Below are 24,994 nucleotides of genomic sequence, written 5' to 3'. Positions count from 1 at the left end.
GGATGAGGCGAAATTAGATCTGTAATACCATTGCCCGAATATTTCTGCTTGGCGGAGCAGCACATACGGCCACCTCGTCTGAGGCGCTGCAATTCTTGGCGCATTGGAGAACAGAGGCGATCGACCCCTATGGCTACCGCAGTCTCCCTGGCAATACGCAATGCACTCGTCCGAGAGGGCGTGCGCCGTATTCTTTCGGATTCCTGGTTCGAGATCGTCGAGACCGTGGACGATCTGGCAGAACTTGGCCCGGCAAGCGGGCAAGGTCAGGGGCAGGCGCTTTCCCCGCCCGCTTCCCTGAACCCGGCCGCGCCGCCGCCCACCGGCGATCCCCATATCCTGGTGATCGACCGATCGCTGCTGGGCATCGATGGCGCCGGTACCGTATCCGCCCTGCGGGACCGCTTTCCCGGCACGCGCATCGTCACCCTGGTCGATAGTTTCGACTTTTCGCAGATGGTCGCGATCTATGCGGCGGGCGCCTATGCCTACTTTCTGGACCATGTCCCCTACCAGTCGCTGGTGGCGATGATGCAGATGGTGGCCGTTGGCCAGAAGGTGGCACCGCCCGAACTGGTCGATCTGCTGGACAGTATATTGCTCGTCACGAGTTGTCCGCCCCAGCGCCCCCAGATCGATGTCTACAATCTGAACGATCGGGAACGGCGCGTGCTTGCCCATCTGGGGCAGGGACTACCCAACAAGGCGATCGCCCGTGATCTGGGGGTCAGCGAATCCGCCATGAAGGCGACCGTGAAGTCGATCCTGAAGAAGCTGGGCGTGCGCAACCGCACCCAGGCAGCGGTGATGGCGGGTGAACTGGCGCTGGCAGAACCTTTGCGGCGCCAGCGCGAGGTGACAACCGGCGTCACAGCGCATGGCGGCAGCGGGATGCATCACCAGGCTCGATTCGCCGCCGCGGCAGAACGGATCGCCCCAAGGCGCAAACCCTTCCATCGCGGCGATTTTGTTAGCTAACAGCTGCCGCATTTTTGCGCCATTATCCCAACACGCTCGTCGATTTTCATCCCTGTCTCGGCGACGGTGAGCTTTCCTTGTGTGCAAACGTCAACATAACTCTCACGGAGCAGGACCTACGCTCACCCGGCGATTTAGTATGAATTGCCCAGGCTCATGCGATGCCAAAGATACCTTCGTGCAAATCCATCCGGAAGTCCCGTTGCCCAAAATATAGCGTGACTCGCCCCGGTCACTAGGTAACACTACAGAGGAGGCCAAGTTGACCTCATCAATTAAATGGGGGAATTTCATGCATAGATTTGGCAATGATGATGCCGTGCAACTGACTGCACGGGAATTGGACGTTCTGCGTTATGTTGCGATGGGTCGTTCGGCAAAAGAAACGGCCATCGAATTGAATATTGCGCCCTGCACGGTTGAACGCCACGTGGAAAACGTGCGCCTGAAGACCAGGACGCGCAATCGGGCCCACATGATCGCGCATGTCATTCGCGAAGGCCTGCTTCAGCCCCAGCAATAAGCCAACAGGCAGTTCATGCCGATGGTCCCGGTCAGCCCACCAGGCGCCGCCGGGCCCAAGCGACCGCAAGGTCGCCCTTCAGGTCGTAATTACCGCAATCGATGTGGTGTCCTTCGACTTCCACGGCGCAAGTTCCGAAACAGGACGTAAGGCCGTGCCCGATACCGCAGTCGAACGATGACGGCGGACATGCGAACCCCTTGCCCAATGCCTTCATGCAGGCCTCCTTCCTGACCCACACGCCCAGGAAGGCGAGATCGGTGAGCGGACCAGCCGCTTCCAGAGCCGCCCGCTCGGCCGAAGTGCAGTGGAGCGCCACCAGGTCCGCGGCATCCGCGATGGGACGCACCGTTTCCACATCCACACCGATTTCGCAATCGGCCGACCATGCGATCAATATCGCTTCGCGGCTGTAGCTGATGCTGCACTGCGCCCCGCCGGCACCGGACAGACAGGGCTTTCCGAATGCGTTCGGCACGTAGCGCTGGCGCGCTGCCGGCACCCCGAAATAGTATTCGCCCAGCACCCGCAAGGCGCAATGCGCGGCCAGATAGCGGCGGGACAGAAAGCCATTGATGAAACGTCCGGCCCGGGCGCTTTCCGCATGGTCCAGACAGGCGACGAGATCGCTGTCGAGCGCGTCGGGCACTGTCACCAGCCACAACGGGAATGGCGCCGCTATCCGCGTCCCCGCAAGGCCGGCTCGTTTCAGCGCGCTGCCCGCACGCCACGCTCCTGCCCCGTCCCCCATCCATGCAGGCGAAGCGCTATGCACGGCCGAATCCGCGCCCCTGCTCTCGCTTTCGATCGCGCGCCCATGGCGGCACCAGTGCACTGTGGCGGGCAAAATCGCGCATAAACCGGTAGGGATCCGTTTGCCGCTGCCGCGAAAGCCGCCGCTTGACCTCGAATATCCCGCGCGCAACCATCCAGGCCATGTCGGCCACCATCGCGTAGGCGCGCCCATGGTTCTTCACAAAATAGTGACGGCGCGAATCGAACCAGTATTCCGGCATGCGTCGCCGGCCGGAATCCCCCTCCTTCACCCCTGTGCTCTGTCCGGCAATGTGCAGCACCAGCGCGTTCGGCAGATACCAAGATTGCCAGCCTTCGGCGCGGGCCATCCGGCAGAAGTCGGTTTCTTCGTAGTAGAGGAAAAAGTCCTCATCGAAACGCAGGCCGGCCTCCAGCACCTCCCGGCGGATGGCCATACTTGCGCCGCTCACCCAGTCGACCGGCATGGGGGCGCTGCCCATGGGGCGCAGGACGGCGCTATCCGCCAGCACGCGCGAAGCCAAACTCCAGCGCAGCCCCCCCTCCAGCTCGCCCAGGATGCTGGGAAAGCGGAAGGCGTAGGGCCAGGGCTGCCCGTCACCTTCCAGCAGCCCGGTTCCGACTATGCCGGCGGCCGGCGCGCGTGCCATGAAACGTGTGAGGGTCCGTGTCGCGCCGGGCATCACGCGGGTGTCGGGATTGAGCAGCCAGACCGTTTCGGCCGGGGCCTCTTGTGCCAGCAGCTCCGCAAAGCCCATGTTGTTGCCCGCGCCGAAACCGCCATTCACGGGCGAGCGGATCAGCCGCGCCCAGTTCCAGCCGCGGCGTTCTATGGCCTCCTCGATCACGGCGGCGGAATCGTCGGGCGATGCATTGTCCACCACGAAAGCCCGCAATTGCAGATCGGGCGCGCGCTCGGCGGCAAGGCTTTCCAGGCAGGCGACCACCAGCGGCCCGGTTCGATAATTCACAAGGACGACATCCACGCACGATGTTGGCCCTGATTTTGGCCCCGATGTTGGGCTGGCTTTCGGGGCGGCCGCGTCTGGCACGGGAACCGCCGTCATTCCGCGGCAACTCCCAGCATTTCGACGGGCATGATATCGGCGGACATTCCGATGGGTTCGCGCCGCGCATCGGCGGATCGCAAGGCGGTTTCGGCCAGCGCGCTATCCAACGCCTCCTGGAACAGGGGGGCCAGCGTATCGACATGGGGCTCCTGCAGGTTGCTGCCATGTCCGCCCGGCACATCGACGATCACGATCTCGTCACGCACCCGCTTGCCCCAGCCCAGCGCATAATCGCGATAGGTCATGCGGTACGGCAGATCGTCCGGCAGATCCGTCAGGTGGCTGGCCTTGAACAGGGCCACCATGCCGCCTTCGAAAATCCCCTGCGGCCGGTGTTCGCGGTGCGCCACTTCGTAAAGCTTGAGAAACGACATGGCGGGCCGAGGCGCCGGGCCGGCCGGTGCGGGACCGCTTCCGGCGCGCAGCGACTGGACTTCGCGGCGATCGCGGATCAGCCGAACGCGCGATCCCACTTCCCAACGCGCCATGTTCCATCCCCGCCGCGCCAGTTCGGACAGCACCTGCTTGCCGCCGAGCCCGGCCACCCGCGCACGCACACGCGCCAGGCGCAGGCGTGAATTGCGGAAGCGCAGCTTGCGCGCCTCGACATCGGCGGCATCGATGATGCCCACGAAGGCCACCTGCTCGCCCAGATCCTGCAACTGCCGCGCAACCTCGAAGGCGATCACGCCGCCGGCGCAAAGCCCGCCCAGCAGATAGGGCCCGGTGGCCTGCGCTTGCCGGATCCGGCTGACGAAATGGGTCGCCATCTCGTCTATCCGGGTATGGGCATAATTGCCGTCCGCCTTGCGCAGCGGCTCCAGCCCCAGCACCGGGCGCGAGGTATCCAGACGCAGCGCGAGCCCGCGATAGAGCAGCGTTTCGCCCAGCCCGTCATGGATGAGGAACAGCGGCGTGCCCGGCCCTCCCTTGCGGATGGTGATAATGCCGTCTTCGGCCGTATCGACAGCGGCGGCATCGCCGACATTGCCAATGGCCCGGCTGTCCGGATCGATGATCGCCGCCAGATTGGCCACGGTCGGCTGCCCCAGCATCGCCGCCAGCGGCAGCGTCTGCCCGGTCTTGCGACGCAAGCGGTTGGTGAACTGCACGGCTAGGAGCGAATGCCCGCCGAGATCGAAGAAATTGTCGTGCCGGCCAACCGATTCTATGCCCAGCAGGTCGCACCAGAGATCGGCGATGGTCCTCTCCGCTTCGGTGGCGGGAAGGTCGGCAGGATCGGCGCCGCTGCCGCTTGCCGGGGCGCGCCGGGTCGGTTTGCGCAGACGCGCCAACACGCCGGCCAGCGGGTAGGGAGAGATCACCGTATGCGAACGCCCTGGCCCGGACAGCAGGCGATGCACCACCTGCACGCCCTCTTCCGGCAGGATCGCTTCGGCCAGGGTTGCTTGGGCCAAGGTCGCGTGAGCACCGGGCGTGCCGGCAGCGGCGCCTTGCGGGGGGGCGCCGTCACGGCCCAACTGCCCGGTATCGGCAACCCGCATCATCGTGAATTCGCAGACTTCGGCCAGCACCATCCCGTCCGGATCTGTGATCGTGACGTTGAACACGGCCGTGTGCCCACCGTCCTCTCCGCCGCGCAGCCGCACGTGGCTGACGATCTCCGCCGGCAGCGGGGCGTGGAGCAGGAACCTGCGATAGGTGAATGGGGCGTGGAAATCCTGCAGCGGATCGCGGCCGGGGATCAATGCCTGCGCGCCCGCAGTCGCGAAATCGAGCAAGGCGGGGTGGAGCGCGATCTCTTGAAGATCGCCGCGAAACCGCTCGGGCAATTCCAACTGCAACAGCGCCTCTCCCCTGCCCAGTAGCGTGCGGGAGAGGTTTTGCCAACGCGGGCCGAACTGCATTTTCGGCTGATCGGCGCTGCCGCCGCTGCCCGGCCGGCAACGCTCCGCAATCGCGTCCAGATCGAGCGCGGCGTTCAGCGGCGCGGCGGCGTGACTGCGCACCAGCCCGCGCGCATGTTCTACCCAGTCGCCACCCGTTTCGGGTCGGCCAAGGATGGCCACGCGCCATCCCCCTTCGGCCCGGCGCCGGGCGTGGATGCGCAGCGCACGCGCCTCCCCATCGGCGACGCGGAACGGGCGCAGGAACGAGAAATCCGAAAACTCCAGCGGTCCGGGCATTGTCAGGGCGACCGCCGCCCGGGCCAGTTCGAGATAACCGGTCCCGGGCAGCAGCGCCCCCGCATCGGCGACCCGATGCTCGTCAAGCACCCAGTCCCGCTGGGGAGACAGGGTGCCGGTGACAACGAATTCCTGGCTGGAGATCCGGTGGATCGCATCCAGGAAAGGATGGCTGATCGCCTCGGCCGGCCCAAGGTTCGCCGGCATCTCGCCGACTGCGCTGTCCTGCCGGTTGAGCGCGGCGGCCATGCCGACTTCAGCCCATTGGCTCCACCCGATCGACAGCACGCGCGTAACCGGATCGTGCCGGCGCGCGCGGGCATAGGCGTCCAGGAACGCATTGGCGGCGGCATAATCGATCTGGCCGGGAATGCCGGCAAAGGCGCTGATCGAGGAGAACAGCGCGATGAATTCGGGCTCGTGCCCCTGCAATGCCTGTTCCAGCGCCAGCGTGCCGTCCACCTTGGGCCGCAGCACCGATTGCATGTCCGCCCGGGTACGCGTTTCGATCAGGCCATCGTCCAGCGTGCCGGCGGCGTGGAAGACGCCGGTGATCGGCCCGAACCGCGCCTCTGCGCGGCGCAGGCCCCGCCGCAAAGCGCGGACATCGGCCACATCGGCCGTGACCAGTTCGACTTCCGCGCCCGCCGCCTCCAGCGCCAGCAGCTTGCGGACGCGTTCCTCGCTCGCCAGCGGCAATTCTCCACGAGCCAGCAGCGTGGCCCAGCGATCGCGCGGGGGCAGCGGGGTCCGGCCGATCAGCACGATCCGCGCACCGAACCGGCTTGCCAGATCGCGCGCGATGGTCAGGCCGATGCCGCCAAGGCCGCCGGTGATCGCGTAAGTGCCACCCTTGCGCAGCCAGCCCGGTCGCTCTGCCGGAAGCGCGCCTGCGACCATGCGATGATCGAGCGTCCAGCCCTCCCCGCCGCGCACTGCCAGATCGCGGCCATCCGGCTCGGCGATGGCGGCGATCACCCAGTCGGCAAGCGCAGAAACCGCCTTGGGGTGCGCGCCTGCGACATGATCGACGTCGATGGCGCGCAGGCGCAGCCCCGGATACTCGGCCGATACCGTGCGTGCGGCGCCGATGGCAGTTGCCTTCAGCGGCGCGCTGACGGCTTCGCCGCCGATGCCTTGCGCATGATTGGTGACGAGCGCCACGGCCACCTCGGTGCCATCGCAGGCATCGGCCAATTCGGGGGCCAGCGCCGCAAGGCTGTAGAGCCCGCGCTCAAGGCACTGCTCCGTGGATTGACGGACAATCGAGTGCCCAGGGCCGGCGTCGTCCGATACCAGCCAGCAATGATGCACCTGGCGCGGCAGCAGATCCCGTTCCGCCAGACGGCCGAGCAGCCAGCCCCAGTCCATCCGCTGTCCCGGCCGCACGACATAAGCGCCTTCCGCCGTTTCCAGGCAGCGCTTGCCGGCCCGCACGGTGGCGACGTAGACCCCCTTGGCGCGCAGACGTGCCGCCAGACGATCGCCAAAGCCGGCCTCATCGCAAAGCACCAGCGCCGGGCCTTCCATCGGCTCTCCCGCCGGAAAGTCGCAGCGCGACCAGACCGGCTCGTTCGCCCAGTCGACCAGGTCCAGCCGGGTATCGTCTGCCGCATCGGCCGCCGCGCTCATCAGGCTCTGGCCCGGCTCGATCCAGTGGCGCTGCCGCTGGAAACGGTAAGTCGGCAGCGGAATGCGCAGCCGCCTTTCGCTTCCCCACCATGCCTTCCAGTCCACATCGACGCCGGCGGCCCAAAGCTCGCCCAAGGCCTGCATCCAGCAGGCATCGTCCGCCACCGCCTGATCGCGATGGCGCATCGAACTCACGACCGGCTGCGTCGCCGGGCGTCCGGGATGATGGCGGGCAAGGCTGGCCATCGTGCGGCCCGGCCCCACTTCCAGAAGCAGGCGCTCGGGATCGTCCAGCACACGCTGCAAGCCATCAGTGAAGCGCACCGGTTCCCGCAAATGGCGAACCCAGTATTCGGGATCGCGCGCCTCTTCGGTGCGAACCCAGTCGCCGGTCAGGTTGGACGCGAACGGGATCGTGGGCGCCCGCAAGACCATGCCCTGCAGCAGACTGCGGAATTCGGGCAGAATGGGATCGAGCATCGGCGAATGCGCAGCCACGGTGATCGGGATCGGCTGGGTTTCGATCTCCTGCGCGGCCAGTTCTTCCTGAAACCGGGCGATAGCCCCCGCAGCACCCGACACGACGCAGAGGCGCGGCGCGTTGATCGTGGCGATGGACAAGTCCGCTGGCAGGATCGCCGCCAGTTCCGCTTCGGACAGCGGCACGCCCAGCATCGCCCCTTCGCCGGTGGTTTCGAACAGGCGGCCGCGGGCGTGCACGATGCGAAGCCCGGTTTCCAGATCGACCACGCCGGAAATGTGCGCCGCCGCATATTCGCCGCAGCTATGTCCGATCATCGCGGTGGGCGTGATCCCGATCGACATCCATAGCCGCGCCAGCGCGGTCTGCACGATGAACAAGGCGGGCAGCGCCATGGAGGGTCGCTCAAGCTCTTCCACGGCGCGGGCGCGGTCCGCTTCTTGCGGGAACAGCCAGCGCCGCAAGTCCGGCACGCCGATCCCTGCCGCCAGCGCCAGCCCCCGATCGACCTCGGCACGGAACACCGCCTCGGTCTCGTAGAGATCGCGCGCCATGTCCACATGCTGGGGACCACCGCCGCAGAACAGGAAAGCGACCGGCCGACCGGGAACACAGGGTGGCCGGGTCGGCATGTCCAGTGCTGCCGATTCCAGCGCGGTCACGGCACCCTCAGCGTCGGTCGCGACGGCAAAGCGCCGCGCCGGCAGATGGCGGCGCCCGGCGATCAGCGTGAACGCGGCATCGGCCAGCGAGGTTTCGGGGTGCCGCGCGAAATGGCCGCCCAATGCCGCAAGATTGGCGCGGGCGGCATCCGCCCCCTGCCCCGATGCCAACAGCAGCTGGCACCGGCGGCTGGTGCTGCCGGGTGCGCGAAGGGGCGCTTCCTCCATCACCACGTGGGCATTGGTGCCGCCCACACCCAAGGAGCTGACCCCGGCGCGTCGGGGGGCGTGAGCACGCCGGGGCCAGTGCACGTTCGATGCCGGCACCGTGAAGGGGCTGGCATCGAGCGCACAATCGGGATTTGCCTTGGTGAAATGCGGAACCGCCGGGATCTCCCCATGGCGCATGGCCAGCGCCACCTTGATCACGCCGGCGGCGCCCGCAGCGGTATCGGTATGGCCGATATTCGCCTTTACCGAGCCAAGCGCACAACGTTTCGCAGGATCGGCGGCGCCTGCGAACGAAGGGGCGAAGACCTGGGTGAGCGCGGCCACTTCGATCGGATCGCCGATCGGCGTGCCGGTGCCATGGGCCTCCACATAGTCGATCTCGGCAGGATCCACGTCGGAGACCGCCAGCGCCTCGGCAATGACGGCAGCCTGTCCGTCAACGCTGGGGGCGAGATAGCCCACCTTGGCGCTGCCATCGTTGTTGATGGCGGAACCGCGCAGCACCGCGTGGATGTGGTCGCCGCTGGCAATGGCATCCTCCAGCCGGCGCAGCGCCAGCACGGCAACGCCGCTGCCGAACACGGTGCCCTTCGATGCGGCATCGAACGGGCGGCACATCCCGTCTGGCGAAAGGATTTCCCCTTCCTCGTAGAGATAGCCCTGACGGTGCGGCAGTTCGATGGAGGCCCCGCCGGCAAGCGCCATGTCGCACTCACCCGAAAGCAGGCTCTGCATCGCCATGTGGATCGCCACCAGCGACGTGGAGCAGGCGGTCTGCACATTGATGCTCGGGCCCTTGAGGTCCAGCAGGTAGGAGACGCGGGTGGTCAGGAAATCCTTGTCGTTGCTGGTATGGCGCAGCAGGAACAGCCCCACGTCCTTTACCAGCTTGCCGTTGGTCAGCAGGTTGAAGGGCATGTAGGCATTGTGGCCCGATCCGGCGAAGACGCCGATGGTGCCGCCCGCTCCCGCGCCGGTATCGGCAGCGAAACCTTGCGGGGTGTGGCCGGCATCCTCCAGCGCCTCCCACGAGCATTCCAGGAAATGGCGGTGTTGCGGGTCCATGATCGCCGCATCGCGCTGGCTCAGGCCGAACAGCGCGGCATCGAAGCATTCCATATCGGCCAGCGGGGCGGCGCGGCGCACATAGTCCGGGTTGCGCAGCAGGGCTGCGGGGACGCCGGCGGCCAGCAGGTCCGCCTCGGCCAGTGTCTCTATCCCCTCTCGCCCATCCCGCAGCAGGGCCCAGAATTCGTCCGGATCGCGCGCGCCGGCGAAGCGACAGGACATGCCGACGATGGCGATGGACGAACCGGCAGCGGCAAGCGTGCCATCGTCGAAGGAGCCGAACGACTGGTGCATGATCTCAGAACCCCGATCCGATTGGCGTGCCCACGCGCGGACCTGCCCGCACCGCGCCGCGCCGCATCAGCGCGGAACGGCGGGCCAGCGCGCGCTCGTTCATCTCGCGCGGCGCGGATGGATCGCTTGCCTCTCCGGCGGAAAGGTGCGCGCCCAGGGCGGCGATGGTGGGAAAACGAAATACGTCGGTCAGCGCCAGCGGACGCGGCGCGATGGCGGCAAGGCGGCGATGCGCCTGAATGGCCAGCAGCGAATGGCCGCCGATGTCGAAGAAGTTCTCTCCGCGGCCGACATGCGGCACTTTCAGCAGATCGCACCAGACGGCGGTGATCTGCGCTTCGATCTCCGTCAGCGGCGTGGCTTCCGCAGCGCTTGCCTCTGCGCCGGTGTCGGTCTGCGGGACGGCGGGGGCCACCGTTGCCGGATCGGGCAGCGCGTGGCGGTCGATCTTGCCGTTCGGCGTGCGGGGCAGTGCGTCCAGCACCACGAGCGTGCCGGGCACCATGAATTCAGGCAGGCCGGCGCGCAGATGTTCGCGCAGCACGTCCACCTGCACGGGGGCATCGCGGAGCGAGAGATAGCCCACCAGCCGCGTCGCCGCGCCGTCCCGGCGGGCCACGACGACCGCCTCGGCGACGGCAGGATGCGCGGTCAGCGCGGTCTCGATCTCACCCAGTTCGATGCGATAGCCGCGTATCTTTACCTGATGGTCCAACCGGCCAAGGAACTCCAGCGTGCCGTCGCTGCGCTGGCGGGCAAGGTCGCCGGTGCGGTAAGCCCGCTCTCCGGCCGTAAAGGGGTGCGAGACGAAGCGCTCTGCGGTCAGCTCGGGCCGCGCATGGTATCCGCGCACGACGCCGGCGCCGCCGATCACCAGTTCGCCGGGCGTTCCGGGCCGGACCGGCTGCTGCCGGCGGTCGAGAATGTAGATCTGCTGGTTGGCCAGCGGTCGGCCGAGCGGCGGGGCGGCTTCGCCCGGATCCAGAACGTGGACGGCGGACCACACCGTCGTCTCCGTCGGCCCGTACATGTTCATGACGCGGCCGTGGACCAGCCCGGCCATGTCCTGCGCCAGTTGCGGCGGGAATGCCTCTCCGCCCACCATCAGCCGGCGCAGTGCGGCCAGCGCTGGGCGTGCAGCGGGATCGCCGGCCAGCACCTGCAGCAGCGAGGGCGTGCACTGGAGATGCGTAACCCCGTGGCGCGCCATGAGTTCGTGCAGCGAGGTGTCCGCCGCATCCTGACCGCCCTGCCCCTCCTGCACACGCGCGCGCAGCCGGTCCAGCACCGGCAGGTGGCCGATCACGGTATCCACCGCCACGCCGAAATCGATCAGGCAGCCCACTTCATTCACGCCAACTGCGGAGAGCCGGGCGATAAGCTCCAGATTGTCCTCAGGCGTGCCGAACAGGCCGCTGGTTTCGAAATAGCGATCGAACGCATGTTCCAGCAGCGCGTCGGTCTCTTCCGCGCTCAGCGTGTCCAGGCTGATCGCCTCCACTTCGCCGCCCGGCCGTTTGAAGGCCGGGAAGGACCAGGCATACTGGTGCAGCAGGTTGGTGGCCGTGCGCAGGTATTCCATCAGCGGCTCGCGCACGATCTCGCGCACGGTGGCCTCGTCCTCGCCCAGGAACGTGTGCAGCATCAGCGTGGCATGGCCATCGCCGGGATGCCCTGCCTCACGCCACGCGGCGCGATAGGCGGCCAGCTTTTCGGCCACGTCCTCGATCGACTGGCCCAGCAGGTGGGTCAGCACATTGGCGCCCACGCGGCCGGCCTCGATGAAGGTCGCCACGTTGCCGGCCGAGGTGATCCATACCGGCAGTTCGGGCTGAACGGGGCGCGGATAAGTACGGATTTCCACATCGTTGCCCAGCGGGCCGGGGTAGGACCGCGCCTCCCCGCGCCAGAGCCCGCGCACATCATCCATGCAGCGGCGCAAGGTGCCGGCCTTGTCGGCGAAGGCGGCCGGGTTGAACACGAAGTCGTCCGGCTGCCAGCCGGACGCGAAGGCAATGCCCACGCGGCCGCCCGAAAGGTTGTCCACCAGCGCCCATTCCTCGGCAATGCGCAGCGGGTGGTGCAGCGTGCCCACCACGCTGCCCGCGCGGATCTGCACCCGCGTGGTGCTGGCGGCGATGGCAGCGGCAGCTACCGAGGGATTGGGATAGGGCCCGCCGAAAGCATGGAAGTGCCGTTCCGGCGTCCACACCGCCTCGAACCCGTGGGCGTCGGCAAAGCGCGCACCTTCCAGCAGCAGACGGTACTGCTCCGCCGCGCTGCCCGCGCTGGAACTGGCGAAGTAGAACAGGCTGAAGCCTACGTGGCGCTGTGCAGCCGCCGGCCTGATATCGCCGCGCACTTCGCGCTCATTGGCGATCACCACATGATAACCGTGCATCAGCGGCCAGAGCAGCTCCAGAACCGAGATGTCGAAGCTGAGGCTGGTGACGGCCAGCCAGGTGCCGTCATGCTCCAGCTTGGCATCCATGCCTGCGAAGAAGTTCAGCAGGTTGCGATGCTCCACCATCACGCCCTTCGGCAACCCAGTAGAGCCCGATGTGTAGATCATGTAGGCAAGGTGATCGCCGCCGGACCGGCGCTCGACCGGGCTGTCCGGAAACGCGGCAAGCCCGGCGCGCAGATCCTCTATCCGCACCACCTCGGCATCGCCGGTGACCAGATCGCCCACCAGCGCCGCTTCGGTAAGGATCAGCGTCATGCCCGAATCCGCGACCATGTGGGCAAGCCGGTCGCGCGGATAGGCAGGATCGAGCGGAACGTAGGCACCGCCCGCCTTGTGAATGCCGATCAGGCAGGCCAGCATCTCCACCGAACGGGAAAGGTGCAGCCCCACCAGCACATCCGGCCCGACGCCGCGCGCGATCAGGGCATGGGCGATGCGGTTGGAAAGCGCGTCCAGCGCCGCATAGGAAAGCGCAGCGCCGCACGCGGTCACCGCCGTCCGCTCGGGCGTGCGGGCTGCCTGCGCGGCGAAGCCCTCATACCACGTCGTCAGGGGCAGCGGGGGCGCCTCGGTCGCGTTCCATTGCACGATCACGCGATCGCGTTCGGCTTCGGTCAGCAGCGGCAGACGGCCCACCGGCAGTTCGGGCGAAACGGCAGCGGCGGACTGCATCGCTTCGAAAGCGCCGCGCAGATCGTCCACCTCGTCCGGCAGGACGCGGGTGGCATCGAAAGTCCAGCGCCATGTTGCGGATGCTGCGCAGATCGCGATGGCCAGCACAGTGCCCTTGGACGGTTCCGCATCGGCAAGGCTGTCGACCAGATCCACGCTGACGGGATGAGCGAAACCCGCACCGCCCCGCAATTCCGGGCTGCGCGCGATCAGATCGCGGGCCACGGCGACATGGCGATGCAGGTCGGCGATTTCGCGTTCCACCGTCTCGCGCAGAACCGCCAGCGGCGCATCGAAATCCACCCCGACCTTGAACGGCACTTCCCCGGCAAACCACGGGGCGACATCCTCCAGCCGCGAGCGCCCCACTTCATCGCCATAGCCGATTTCCACGCTGTCCCGGTCTGCGCAGCGGGCAAGGCAGGCGATCATCGCGGTCAATGCCGCCATCGCCCCGCACCCTTCCGGCAACGGCATGTCGAGCGAGGTCCAGACCGGTCCGCTCTCTGGCGAAGGCGGGCGAAAAGCGGGGAGTTGCAGGCTTTCACGCTGGGCCAGACGGCGGCGCCACCACGCCTCGAACCGACCGGCGGCCGCATCCAGCGTCTCAAGGCTGGCGCGCCGGTCCGCACCAAGGGTGTCGAACACGCCCGCTTCCAGCGCATCCAGCGGCGCGCCGTCGAGATCGGCCAGCCCCTCGATCCGAATATCGCCATGACCCGTCGCAACGATGGGTGCAGGGCCGGAATGCAGGATCGTACCCGGCAGCGCGCCCGAATGCCCCCCCGAATAACTGTCGAGAACGGTTGCTCCCCTCACCAGTACCAGCCGGTCGCCCAGCAGCGCCTTCGGGGCGCCCATCGGGTTGGCATAGGCGCCATAGTCCAGCGCCCCTACCAGCCGCGCGATTTCTGCAGCCGGGCGCGTCCAGTCGATCGTTGCGGCAGCGGCCGGGCGATCTGCCCGGCCGAACATCCGCAGGGGCGGTTGCTCCTGCGGAACGGCCGTGGCCACCGCGCCCTGCAGATCGGCCACGATCGTTGCAAAGCTGCGCAACCCGGCCTCGAAACAACGCGTATTGAGCGAAAGCGCGGTTTCCCCCTCGGCAATCGAGAAAGTTTCCGCCGCCAGCACCGCGCCGCGATCGACCTCGCGCGTCATCAGGTGCCAGGTCACGCCGTGAGCCGCTGCATTGTCCAGCAGCGCCCAAACCGGCGTGTTCAGGCCGGCCCGATCCGGCAGAGGACCATCATGGAAATTGACCGCGCCGCGCGCCGCCAGCGCCAGAACTTCGCCGGGAAGCACCGAAAGGTTGGAAATGCTGAACAGCCAGTCGACCGAACCGGTCCCGCCTGCCAGCAAGTCGCGTTGGCGAGAGAACAGCGGAATCCCGGCGCGCCGCGCCCAGGCCGCCGCCGGAGAGGAAGGCGATGCCAGCACTGCAACGATCGCATGGCCATTCGCCCGCAGCAATTCCCCGCATTCGGCAAGAAGCGTCTCGTTGCCGACAAGTATCGTGCGCATTTGCGCGCGATCACTACTGCCGGGTTCGATACTGGAAGCTGCAACAAGAGGATCGATAGTCACGTCAGTCGTCCCACCCATGGACTTCCTCCTTGTCCAAACAGCCTATCGGCTCCGTCACGGAACGGCCATTTCATCAACTCAGTCCGGAATTTCATGGTGGGGGTACCCGCAGGCCAAATTGGCGGCGGCATCGGCCAAGATGAAATGGGCGCGAAATCCGCCGCCAGGTTGGTGACTGGCCCCGTTATCGATCGGCCCTGTTACCGATTGGACCGGCAAGGCACGGTCACTTGTATTCGATCAACCCCGTGGTGCGGGGCCGCTCTGCCTTGGCGCGGCGGCGGCGCCACCAATAATCGGACTGACCCTGAAGGTGCGGCAGCTTGCCCAGCGTGATGAAGCTGGCGTCCAGCGGGCCGCTGCGCAGGCACACCCGCGTCCACAACACCGGCCAGAGAAGCCACATGGGCGGCAGGGCCCAGATCAGATTGCTGATCACTTTATGCCGCAACCGGGGATCGTATGCGCCCCGCAGCGCCAACCCTTCCGCCATGGCATAGCCACTGCGGCGGTTGCGCTGCCACCACTGCGAAAAGCGCATCATCGCCGCGTCGTGGATCGTCATTTCGGCATCGAGCCGCCTGATCTTCCACCCGTTGCGGCGGATGCGGCAGCACAGCTCGGGCTCCTCACCGGCGATCAGATCCTCCCGATATCCGCCCACCGCACGCAGCGGCGCAACGCGGAACAGCGCATCTCCGCCGCACGACGACACGAGGCCGACCGGCGTGTTCCACTCATTGTCGCAAAGCTGGTTGTAAGGGCTGGCGTGGGGATCGCGTTCCCGCCTGCGGCCGCATACGGCGGCAAGATCGCCATCGCCGCGCAGCGCGGCCAGAGCATGGTCGAGCCACCCGGGTACCAGTTCGCAATCGCCATCGATGAAGTGAACGAACTCCAGATCGGGATATCGGCGCACCAGCCAGTCCAGCCCGGCATTGCGCGCGCGGGCGGCCGTGAAGGGAGTGGCGGGATCGAGTTCCACTACCGGCAAGCCGCGGTCTGCGGCCCGCCTCACGCTGCCGTCTACCGATCCGGAATCGACATAGACCGCGCGGGTGGCCTGACGCTGCACGCTGGCGATGGCCAGTTCCAGCCGGTCCCCCTCATTACGGCCGATAATGACGAAACCGACCTCGTCGTGCGTCCCACCGATCATGGCTGCCGCTCCGTCCTTATCCAGTTGCGCTCACGCCGGGTTACGAATTGCGCCAGCAGCGGCAGCTTCCACAGAATGTAGCCCGGTATCCGGCCCAAGCTGGCGACCGGCAGAACCGCGCGGCCATGCCGCCACCACGCGGCGGCAAGGGCGATGGTCAGCGCCAGTGTGGCACTCAGCAGCAGCAGGGTCGGGCCGGCAAGACCAACGGCCGCCAGCGAAAGCCCCACAGCGCCGGCAAGCACCGCGACCAGCAGCACGGTGGGCGGCACCAGCAGATCCAGCGCAACGAAGGCACGGCGGGGACGCCCGGCAAGGCCGGCCACGATCAGGCGCGGTGCGAAACGGATGGCGCTCTGGAGCATGCCATGTTCCCACCGGCGGCGCTGCCCGGCAGTGCCTCTTGCGGAACTGGCGGCGCTGACAAATCCGGCCGAGCCTTCGAACCGCACGTGCCGACCGGCAAGCAACAAGTCCATGCCCATGTCCAGGTCTTCCACCAGCGAGGCGGCGGACCAGCGCATCCCGGCAAAGACCGCGCGCGGGAAGGCCATACCGGAACCCTGCAACAGGGCCGCGCCGGCCAATCGATCCAGCGCCAGTTGGCGGACCAGATTCTTGATCAGGAAGGCAAGGCAGGACACGCGCACCACCGCCTCCGCATCGGCCGGCGGCGTCATCAGATAGGCCCCCTGCACAACCGCATCGCGGCGCACCGATGCTGCAGCCAGCGCGGGAATGGCGCCCGGCAGCGGCAGACAATCAGCGTCGATGACGATGACGGTCGCGAATGCATGCCCTGCCCGCTGGCTGTCGATGAAAGCGCGGCCGAATTCCAGCGCATGTCCCTTGCCGCGCCGCGCCGGATCCACCCGCTCGATGACCGTTGCCCCCAACGAGCGGGCAATGGCGGCGCTATCGTCGGTGCAATTGTCCGCCACCACCACCAGTTCGTCCTGCGCGCGCAACTGCGCCAGCACCTCTGCAACCACGGCTGCGATCCCGCTCGCCTCGTCATGCGCGGGCATGAGCACGATGCAGGGGCGGCTATCCGCTTCCTCCGTCTGGTGGCCCTGCGCGGAGCGACCGGCACCTACAGCGCATTCCAGCGCAAGCACCAGGGCCGGCAAGGCCACCGGAACGGCAAGCGTCCAGGCGAGCGCAAGGATCATCGCTTCAGGAAAATCCAGCCCATTTCCGCAACAGCCATCGTCGCACCGCCTCCCAGCTTGCCGCCACGGCCTGCGCACGGGGCACCCCCGCGCAGCACCTTATGCTTCAGAATAGATCGCAATGGATGGGCCGCGGCAGACCTGAAACTCCCTTGGAAGTTCTCATGATCGACAGCCGCCATGGCGCCCCATAGAGTTTTCGCACGAGGTTCGGACGGAGAGTTGCGCGTGCCCTTCGAAGCAGGCTCACCAGGCGAAGAGTGCCCCCGGGTCGCCGCCTGATGCCGTTTCCCAATACTGCGGAAGCCGGCTCGCCGCCAAAGCCATCGCTGATATCGCGCGCCCGGGCGCTGGTCCTGCGCGATACCAATGTGGTGGTCGTATCCGTCATTCTGAACAACCTGCTGCGCGCCGTCAGCGGGATGATTCTGACACGGCTGCTGGTGCCGGAGGTTTTCGGCATTTCCGGCATCATCGGATCGATCCAGTTCACCGTCACGCTGGCAACGGACCTGGGGTTTCAGCCCTTCGTGGTGCGCCACAAGGACGGGGACGATCCGCGCTTCCTGGATACCGTGTGGACGGCCGCACTGGTGCGATCGATCTTCCTGGGGCTGACACTGGTCGCCTTGGCCCAGCCGCTGGCGATGCTATTGGAAAAGCCGGAACTGACGCCGGTAATCGCCGCCTCCAGCCTGACGTTCCTGTTCGACGGACTTTCGTCCACCTCCCTGCTGACCGCACTGCGCCAGCGCATGGTGCTCAAGCTGTCGATCATCGATATTGCCGCACAAGTGGTGCAGATCGCGGTGAGCGCCGTGCTGGCCTATTTCTGGCGCAGTTACTGGGCGATCCTGGTCGGAATGCTGACGAACGGCGCGTTCAGGATGGTCCTGAGTTATGCCGCGTTCGACAATGCCTTCCGCAAGTTGCGCCTGGACGGTGAAACCCTGCGCGAACTGTGGTCCTTTGCCCGCTACGTCACGGGTTCCAGCATCATCTTCCTGATCATCTCGCAATGCGACAAGCTGGTTCTGGCCAAGATCATGCCGCTGGACGATTTCGGCTTCTACGTGCTGGCCGGCAACCTCGCATCCGCACCGCTTGGCTTCGCGGCTGCCTATAACACGCGCGTGCTCTATCCGGCCTATGCGCAAATGTGGCGCGAAGGGCAGGCGGATCTCAAGGCCCGGTTCTATGCCCGGCGGCGACTGCCTGCCTTGCTCTACGTCTTCGCCAGCGGCGGCATCATCGGCGCCGCGCCCGCCATCGTGCGGTTCCTGTACACCGCGCGCTATGCGGAGGCGGCCGTCTACCTGCAAATCCTGGGCATATCGTCGCTGCTGGCTCTATCGTCCTATGCGGCGCACGAAACGCTTACCGCAGTGGGCAACGCGCGCGCGTTTCTTGAGGCGAATACGGCCAAGCTGGTGTGGCTGGTCGTCGCCGGCGGCATCGGCTTTCTGACCTATGGCGCGTTCGGGCTGATCGTGGCGGTGGGCCTGATGGAAGTGCCCGCGCTGCTGCTGCGCTGGCAACGGCTGAGCACATTCGATCTGCTGGATCTGCGGCAGGAACTTTTGATCCTGATGGTCGCCCCGGTGGGCATGGCGGCGGGGCTGTTGGTCGACGTGGTCGTCATCCGCCTGCTGGGCTGACGCGCCGCCTCGGCCATTTTGAAAACCTTCAACGCGCGAGAACGGCTTCCGGCGCGACATGCGCGAGCGATGCGCGCAGCGGTTCGATTTCACGCACCGTTCGGCTGCGAATCTCGATACCGCGCAGCGCGCAGCCGAAACCGAAAAGGGCGAAAGTGATGCTGGCCGGGCGCGCACCGAACGAAGTGAAGGCGAACATCACGATCAGCATCGCCAGCGAGGCGAACACGAACGCGCCCGCATCGCTTTCCTGTCCATCGCGCCCCTGCCCCACGGTCCAGGTCCGGCAGCGCGTCCAGGCATGGAGCATCGGGGCCGCGAAACTGCCGACGAATAGCGCCAGCCCGCCGATGCCCGATACCAGCGCCACCCAGATAAAGCTGTTCACGTAGTCGATGATCCCCTCTCCCTGGCGCAAGTCCCCCAAGACGATGTCCAGCTGGCCCATCGAGTATCCCGTGAAGGGACGAAGCATGATCTGCGCCGTGCCGCGTTGGAACAGCATCTTGCGATATTCGGCAGTGTCCGCCGATCCGGCAGAAAACCCCACCGCATTCGCAAAGGTCGATGACACGCCGGCCAGCACCAGAACGAACGCGGCCAGCACCGCAATCACCATGCACCGCCTTGTCAACGAGGCGTAATCGCGGCGATAGATGTCGATCAACAGCCAGCCGATCACGACGCCCATCCAGGCCCCGCGCGATTGCGGCACCGACGTGCCCAGGAACAGTATGGCCAGAAGCAGGTAATGCCGCAGGCGCGATCGGAAATCGTCCCGGAGCAGCCACAGCCCCGCCATGCACACCGCCAGCACCAGCGCGGCCGAGGTCGATTCCATGAACGGCCCCGCCGCGCGCACGATGCCGCCGCGCACCTTCAGGTAGAACATGCTCGGCACGCCGTAATGCTCGTAAAGTTCGTTGTAGAGGCTCCAGGCCCGCGCCGCCTCGAAAATCATGAAAGCGGCCAGCGCCATGCCGCCGCAAGCGAACCAGCGGATCGTGGTGCGAAGCTCCGCCGCGTTCGCAATGCCCCGGCTCAGTACGTAGTACGGAAAGCCCAGGTGCAGCACCACGCTGCAGCCGGTGCGCAGCATGTTGGTGGCGCTCGTATCGCGTCCGAAAGCCAGCGTGAACAACACGATCAGCGCCAGCACCCAGCGGTCTGCCACGAACCTTCCGGGGTGGCGAACCGGATTGCGGGCGATCGCAATGACGCTGCCCAGCGCCAACGCATCCTGCACGCCGAAGGGGATCAGTTTCAGCTGACCGATCTCGATGGGAACGTCCAGCCCCGGCAACAGCAGGAGGCAGAACAGGTAGACGCCGGCGATCCGGTCCCGCCGGCCCGCCATCACCGGAACCCAGAAGCACATGACGAAAAACAGCAGCAGAAGGTTCGGCAGGGTCCAGGCGACGATCGGCGCCAGAAGGGCGCCGAGCATCGCACGGATCATCATGTCCTGCCGAAACTCACGCCGCAGCGAACATACGAAGAGGGCGACGCCGGACATGCCGACCAGCGCCGCATAGACGGCCATGTGGCTGGAAACCCAGACGCCCGCGACAAGCCCCGGTACCGCCAGTGCAGCCACGCAGGCCAGCAATGGCCGGAGGTTCAGTTCGCCCGGCCTGGCGGGGCCGGATCGCGCTTCGATCATCTCTATTCTCGCAAAAAGCGGCGCACGGCCGCCAGTTTCGGCGCATCGGCCACCGGCTGTCCGGCATATTCGCGCAGCCCCCACGAACCGAAGCCGGCAATGGGCGCGGTGGCGGCATAGAGCATCAAGGTGTCCCCGAAGCGCTGCTGCCAGCCTTCGATGTAGCGGGCATAGATCGCGCCCATGCGCGGATCGCGCTGGACGGCGCGGGCCAGCGCCAGATCGTCGGTAACGAGGTGCTGACCGCCTTCGTATGTCACGAAGCGCTTGCCGAATTGCGCGGCGACTGCCCGATTGGCGTCAGCCAGCGCGTAAGCATGGTCGATCGCGTTGGGCAGGCCCGCGAAGATCCGGTCTACATCCTGCGGGGTAGCGGCAAAACCGGCAAGATCGAAACCGATATAGGGCGCCGCGGCCACCGCATCGACCCACCGGGCCGCATCGCGATGGCTCAGCTCGATGCGCACCATCTCCGGATTGCCGTTCTGGGCCGAACAGACGCGCACCAACGCCTGCGGCCGGTCTGCATAGACCGCCGACCAGATCTTCATCGTTTCCACCATGCGTTCGGAATAACGCTCGGCCCGCGCGGCGAACGGATTGCCCTGGCCAAGGCCCAGCGCCATCCCCTCCCGCTCCGCCTGGTGGGTGGCCTCGAACATGCCGTTCCACACCTCATTACCGAATTCCACGTAGACGGTGCGGCCGGGATCGAGCCGGCCATGCACCAGCCGCGCGAAATTGCGCAAGTATTCGGCATCGGCATTGTAAGGCATCACGAACCATGGGTCGGCGCCGACCCGATTGGCCAGGTCCACCATATCCTCGATGGAAGCGCCTGCCGGTCCCGCCTGCGATGCGGACGACGGTTTGGGCCGTGTCGCCCAGTCGACTTCCGGATTGCCGTTGACAGGCTGCCAGTCCAGAAAACGGATGACCTTGAAACCGGAAAGGAACGAGAGGAATTCCGGATCGAACCTCGCCTTGGGGGACACACCCTCCTTGCGACAGTCAATGTTGCGGATGGGATCGTCCGGATCGGTGCGGAGCAATTCGATCCACGCCACCTCTTCCTCATTGCCCGTGGGGGCAAGCGCCAGGGTCATGCCCTGCGCGTCGCGCGCGGTGATTCTCGCTGCCCCGCCCGCGCCCAGTTCGCCCTTGCCCGCGAAGCTGCAGCGCACCGTGATCGGGCGGAAAGGAGCGGCCGGCAGCATCAGCATATGCGGCGCGGTCTCATCGGGCCGGAGGAAACGCACCCATCCCGATGCGTCGATCTGTTCTGCGGGCAACAGGGTCCAGCTTGACCCGCGCGAGGACATCCATTCGGCCTGTGCCAGCAGATTGGCGAAGACCGGCTGGCGAATGAACGTCTGCAAGCCATAGAGATTGACGCCCAGCACCATCGGCCGCCTTCCCCGCTCCGGCGCCGGCGCCGGAGCGAGTGCCGGAGCGGGTGCGCTGGCTCGGACAGTTTCGCGCCCTGCCGCGCAGAGGTGCATCGACAGCGCGGCTCCGGCGACGGCAACCACAAGCGCCGACGAAAACAGGATCCGACGTTTCAGGACGGGTTTCCTCCGGCGATGCCCTGGACCGGCATCTGCATCACGCTGGCCGCCATGGGGGGGGCGTTGCGGCGCCACGCCCGGTGGATGCTGAAGATCTGCGGCCCTTCCACCAGATAGCGCCGCCACAACCGGTGCGGATCGGAACAGAGCCGATAGAGCCATTCGAGCGCCATGTGCTGGATCACCACGGGCGCGCGTTGTTGTTCGCCGGTCAGGAATTCAAGGCTGGCCCCCACGCAGAATCCGATGCCGCTTGCGCCCCGCGCCTTGGCGACGCGCCGCGCGACGATCTCCTGCTGGGGCGATCCCACGGCCAGGAAGCTGTAGCGGGCCTTGGCTTCCACCAGGAAGCGGACCGCCCGCGCCAGTTCACGCGGATCGCGTACGAAACCCATCGGCGGATTGTAATGGCGCACGTCGGTCAGGCCGAAGCGCCGCGTGATTTCCTCCACCTTGGCGCTGCTGCCGCCCAGGATCGCCACCGATCCCTCCGCCGCGATCCCGCGTTCGAACAGGGCGGCGGTCAGGTCGCTGCCCGGCACGACCGGCAGATCCCGGCCCACCGTACGTGCCAGCCGCGCCAGGATGCGGCTGTCGCACAGCGTCATCCACGCACCGCGATAGGCGGGCCACAAGTCGGAACGGCGATATTGCAGGCGCACGACATGATCGACATTGGGCGTCACCACATACGTGAAGGGTGCCGAGGGCGCCCGCCGCACAATCGCGTCCAGCGCGGTTTCCATGTCGATCGGAGTGAAGGCCAGTTCGAGGAATTCCACCGTATCGCGTGCAGTCGGTGCCGGTAGTGGGGTAATGCTGAGCTTCGGGCCCAACTTCGTGCCCAATGCCGGCCCCAGTGCTGGAATGACGGGTGCCTCGAAGTCCTGCTGCATGCTGTACATGGTCGCGCTCGACCTCCCACGCGCACTATGCCGCGCGCGCGCCGTACGATCTGCTCGCCCAACTGCGCACCGCATAGCGCCTACAGGAAATTGCTTCGGAGAAGTCCTCCACAAAAATCGGGACCAAATCCGTGGATCGGGGACCGCCGCCGCTCCCATCCACACGCCGCTTTTCCATCCGGACGGCAGGTATATCGCAGGCTCCTTGCGATTTCTCCGAGGGGGGAAGACGGCACCTTCTTCGAACGATTTCACCGTTTTTCCCAAATCGTTATGCTTTCCGGCAGGATCGGGGACAGGCTTTCGCGGCTCTTGAACCGGTTCTGCATCAGGGAGGCTCAAGTGCGCGATGCAAGCGACCCGTTTCCGTACCGACAGCGTATTTCGCACGGGCTGGGCAGGAGACCGCGAAGAACGGCCCGGATCGCGTTGATCGCACCGTTCCTTGCAGCCTCGTGCCTTACCTCCCCCATCATGGCCCAGCAGGCAGGCACAGTGGCCGATGCGGCCGCGATGGGCGCCGCCGTCCCCCCGCCGCTCACCGGACTGGCCGGTCCGCGCTACACCGTGAACGCGGGCGACGAACTGGACGTTTTCGTCTGGGGCGAGGATCGCATGCAACGCGCGGTGCTGGTCCAGCCGGACGGCACATTCGCTTTCCCGCTGGCCGGAACCATCCGCGCCAGCGGCCGCAACGTATCCGACATCGCCAGCGAAATTCGCGAGCGCATTTCCCTCAATTATCGCGGCACCGTGCCCGACGTCACCGTTTCGGTGAGGGAGGCGACGGGGATGCGTTTCTATGTGGTCGGCAAGGTCCGCTCTCCCGGCAGCTTCACCAGCGGCACCTCTCCGAACATCTTGCAGGCCCTCAGCATGGCTGGCGGAACGTCGGACTTTGCCGACGTGAAGAACGCGGTGATCCTGCGTCAGACCCCGCATGGCGAAGTGGTCGAGCCGGTTGCGCTCAACAAGCTTCTCAAGGGGAAGCGCGCGCTGGAGGCCGGTGGTCTCGACAAGCCCCTGCCGACACTCTCGAGCGGCGATGTCCTCGTCATTCCGTGAGGGGCGCAAGCATGAACCGATCCAGGGCTCTGCCGCAGATGCCCCCACCGCCATTCCCGCCCTCGCGCTGGCCTTCGCGGTGCTCCTCCCCGGTTCCGCCGCCGCCCAGTCCCAGCCGGCGCCGCTCCCGTCCTATCAAGCGCCTTTCGAGGTGGATGTGACCGCGCTGGCCGCCCGAAATCCGTTCCTGGTGGACGATGACGATGCCGTTACCGCGGCCATCGCGATTGCCGCGAAGGGACATGCGGACTGGCAACTGGCGCCCGGCACCGACCTCGACGCAGACGGCGGGGTGGCATTTCGGCAGTACAGCCGCAGATACGGCAATTTCCTGACCGGGCGCGCCGCCATGGCCCTGAATCACCGGCATAACGAATATCTCACGTTCCTGAGCGAGGCATCCTACGAGCGCGTGCTGCCGACCACTGCGCAGGAAAGCAGCATCGATTCCGCCGTGGATCCGCTCAGCCTCCAGGACAATTACCAGTTGGCGCAGACAGTCACCTGGCACAGCGATGCGCTTTCGACAGTCAGCGGCACGCTGGGCTGGACCCGGCTGGACCCGCGCGGCTCTACCTTGCTTCAATCGACTTCTGCCCTTGCTCTGACGCTGAATGCACAGCGGCGGATCGATCCGGTTACCACGCTGGGCGCAGTTGGCACGATGACATGGTCGCGTTCCGGTTCCAGTTCCGGCTCAAGCGCGGGCGGCGACCCTCATGCCTGGACCGCCCAGCTTACCGCTGAGCGGCGGATGGGCCATGGCTGGCGCGCGCGGATCGGACTGGGCATCACCCGCACCTCGCAACTCAACGATCTTGGCGAGCGGCGGAGCGGCGGCGTGCAGTTCGCGGGCGATGCCCTGCTCTGCCATGACCCGGGGCGGGTCTCGGTATGCGTTACGGCCTCGGTCCAGCCGGTGATCAGCTCCTATGGTGGCATTCAAAGAGAAACGGCCGTGGGCGCCACGCTGAACTGGCGGACGAGCGAACGCGGCACGCTGACCGGCAGCGCCGACTACCGGCGATCGCCCCAGCCCGCGCCCAGCGATGACATCGACACGATGCGGCTGGCCCTGCGCTACGATTACCGGCTCAACGGGCAAGTCTCGCTGTTCGCCGGGCCCGAATATTACCGCCGAACGGACCTGACCGGTCGGGCGGTGGATTCCGCCCAGTTCCAGATCGGCATTGCAATCGGGGTGCCGCGCCAATGACG

At 66.5% G+C, this 24,994-nt stretch carries 14 protein-coding genes; 5 read left to right on the top strand and 9 right to left on the bottom strand.

Translation table 11 applies throughout. The annotated features are described in order from the left end of the window. The first annotated feature begins 129 nt into the window (after window positions 1-129). Together ACZ1JC_RS00950 and ACZ1JC_RS00945 are read left to right on the top strand one after the other, a co-directional pair. The gene (locus ACZ1JC_RS00950; RefSeq protein ID WP_465139774.1) at window positions 130-978 is read left to right on the top strand and encodes a LuxR C-terminal-related transcriptional regulator; all 849 of its coding nucleotides are present in this window, start codon (window positions 130-132) and stop codon (window positions 976-978) included. A 262-nt stretch (window positions 979-1,240) separates the two neighbouring features. Then, window positions 1,241-1,501 (top strand): response regulator transcription factor, encoded by a 261-nt coding sequence (locus tag ACZ1JC_RS00945; RefSeq protein WP_465139775.1) that lies wholly within the window; start codon window positions 1,241-1,243, stop codon window positions 1,499-1,501. 31 nt (window positions 1,502-1,532) lie between these two features. Here ACZ1JC_RS00945 and ACZ1JC_RS00940 read toward each other — a convergent pair whose 3' ends face one another. From ACZ1JC_RS00940 to ACZ1JC_RS00915, 6 genes are all read right to left on the bottom strand, one after another. After that, window positions 1,533-2,150: a 4'-phosphopantetheinyl transferase family protein gene (locus ACZ1JC_RS00940; RefSeq protein WP_465139776.1), complete on the bottom strand. Its 618-nt coding sequence runs from the start codon at window positions 2,148-2,150 to the stop codon at window positions 1,533-1,535. A 118-nt stretch (window positions 2,151-2,268) separates the two neighbouring features. After that, window positions 2,269-3,261, bottom strand: coding sequence for a glycosyltransferase family 2 protein (locus ACZ1JC_RS00935; protein WP_465139777.1), 993 nt, complete (start codon window positions 3,259-3,261; stop codon window positions 2,269-2,271). 77 nt (window positions 3,262-3,338) lie between these two features. Further along, the gene (locus ACZ1JC_RS00930) at window positions 3,339-9,860 is read right to left on the bottom strand and encodes an SDR family NAD(P)-dependent oxidoreductase (RefSeq protein WP_465139778.1); all 6,522 of its coding nucleotides are present in this window, start codon (window positions 9,858-9,860) and stop codon (window positions 3,339-3,341) included. A gap of 4 nt (window positions 9,861-9,864) precedes the next feature. Next, window positions 9,865-14,604 carry a MupA/Atu3671 family FMN-dependent luciferase-like monooxygenase gene (locus tag ACZ1JC_RS00925; protein WP_465148482.1) on the bottom strand — a complete coding sequence of 1,580 codons (4,740 nt, stop codon included), beginning with the start codon at window positions 14,602-14,604 and terminating at the stop codon, window positions 9,865-9,867. 208 nt (window positions 14,605-14,812) lie between these two features. Continuing rightward, on the bottom strand, window positions 14,813-15,745 hold the full coding sequence (locus ACZ1JC_RS00920; protein ID WP_465139779.1) for a glycosyltransferase family 2 protein: 933 nt from the start codon (window positions 15,743-15,745) through the stop codon (window positions 14,813-14,815). Then, window positions 15,742-16,917 (bottom strand): glycosyltransferase family 2 protein, encoded by a 1,176-nt coding sequence (locus ACZ1JC_RS00915; RefSeq protein ID WP_465139780.1) that lies wholly within the window; start codon window positions 16,915-16,917, stop codon window positions 15,742-15,744. Before ACZ1JC_RS00915 ends, ACZ1JC_RS00920 begins: the two co-directional genes overlap by 4 nt. A 281-nt stretch (window positions 16,918-17,198) precedes the next feature. Here ACZ1JC_RS00915 and ACZ1JC_RS00910 point away from each other — a divergent pair, with 281 nt between their 5' ends. Beyond that, on the top strand, window positions 17,199-18,575 hold the full coding sequence (locus ACZ1JC_RS00910; RefSeq protein ID WP_465139781.1) for an oligosaccharide flippase family protein: 1,377 nt from the start codon (window positions 17,199-17,201) through the stop codon (window positions 18,573-18,575). 28 nt (window positions 18,576-18,603) lie between these two features. On the opposite strand, the gene ACZ1JC_RS00905 is transcribed toward ACZ1JC_RS00910, so the two are convergent. The 3 genes from ACZ1JC_RS00905 to ACZ1JC_RS00895 all read right to left on the bottom strand — a co-directional run bounded on the left by ACZ1JC_RS00905 (window position 18,604) and on the right by ACZ1JC_RS00895 (window position 22,711). Beyond that, window positions 18,604-20,238, bottom strand: coding sequence for an O-antigen ligase family protein (locus ACZ1JC_RS00905; RefSeq protein ID WP_465139782.1), 1,635 nt, complete (start codon window positions 20,236-20,238; stop codon window positions 18,604-18,606). A 2-nt stretch (window positions 20,239-20,240) separates the two neighbouring features. After that, on the bottom strand, window positions 20,241-21,644 hold the full coding sequence (locus ACZ1JC_RS00900) for a hypothetical protein (protein WP_465139783.1): 1,404 nt from the start codon (window positions 21,642-21,644) through the stop codon (window positions 20,241-20,243). Between the two features lie 155 nt (window positions 21,645-21,799). After that, window positions 21,800-22,711, bottom strand: a complete 912-nt coding sequence (locus ACZ1JC_RS00895) for a WecB/TagA/CpsF family glycosyltransferase (RefSeq protein WP_465139784.1) — start codon at window positions 22,709-22,711, stop codon at window positions 21,800-21,802. A gap of 429 nt (window positions 22,712-23,140) precedes the next feature. Between ACZ1JC_RS00895 and ACZ1JC_RS00890 the strand changes: the two genes are divergently transcribed. Next, complete coding sequence (locus tag ACZ1JC_RS00890) at window positions 23,141-23,776, top strand: polysaccharide biosynthesis/export family protein (RefSeq protein WP_465139785.1); 636 nt, start codon at window positions 23,141-23,143, stop codon at window positions 23,774-23,776. Beyond that, window positions 23,757-24,992 carry a hypothetical protein gene (locus tag ACZ1JC_RS00885; protein WP_465139786.1) on the top strand — a complete coding sequence of 412 codons (1,236 nt, stop codon included), beginning with the start codon at window positions 23,757-23,759 and terminating at the stop codon, window positions 24,990-24,992. Before ACZ1JC_RS00890 ends, ACZ1JC_RS00885 begins: the two co-directional genes overlap by 20 nt. Window positions 24,993-24,994: the final 2 nt, after the last annotated feature.

This window comes from Sphingomonas sp. BL-S-28, assembly GCF_055521515.1.
The sequence above is the reverse complement of the archived record's forward strand: the minus strand, read 5'-3'. Positions and strand labels throughout refer to the sequence as shown.

Coding starts and splice junctions, on each gene's coding strand:
- ACZ1JC_RS00930 (WP_465139778.1), bottom strand. CDS start 9,860: ATGCACCAGTCGTTCGGCTCCTTCGACGATGGCACGCTTGCCGCTGCC.
- ACZ1JC_RS00920 (WP_465139779.1), bottom strand. CDS start 15,745: ATGATCGGTGGGACGCACGACGAGGTCGGTTTCGTCATTATCGGCCGT.
- ACZ1JC_RS00905 (WP_465139782.1), bottom strand. CDS start 20,238: ATGATCGAAGCGCGATCCGGCCCCGCCAGGCCGGGCGAACTGAACCTC.
- ACZ1JC_RS00895 (WP_465139784.1), bottom strand. CDS start 22,711: ATGTACAGCATGCAGCAGGACTTCGAGGCACCCGTCATTCCAGCACTG.
- ACZ1JC_RS00950 (WP_465139774.1), top strand. CDS start 130: ATGGCTACCGCAGTCTCCCTGGCAATACGCAATGCACTCGTCCGAGAG.
- ACZ1JC_RS00915 (WP_465139780.1), bottom strand. CDS start 16,917: ATGATCCTTGCGCTCGCCTGGACGCTTGCCGTTCCGGTGGCCTTGCCG.
- ACZ1JC_RS00910 (WP_465139781.1), top strand. CDS start 17,199: ATGCCGTTTCCCAATACTGCGGAAGCCGGCTCGCCGCCAAAGCCATCG.
- ACZ1JC_RS00925 (WP_465148482.1), bottom strand. CDS start 14,604: ATGGGTGGGACGACTGACGTGACTATCGATCCTCTTGTTGCAGCTTCC.
- ACZ1JC_RS00885 (WP_465139786.1), top strand. CDS start 23,757: ATGTCCTCGTCATTCCGTGAGGGGCGCAAGCATGAACCGATCCAGGGC.
- ACZ1JC_RS00900 (WP_465139783.1), bottom strand. CDS start 21,644: ATGGTGCTGGGCGTCAATCTCTATGGCTTGCAGACGTTCATTCGCCAG.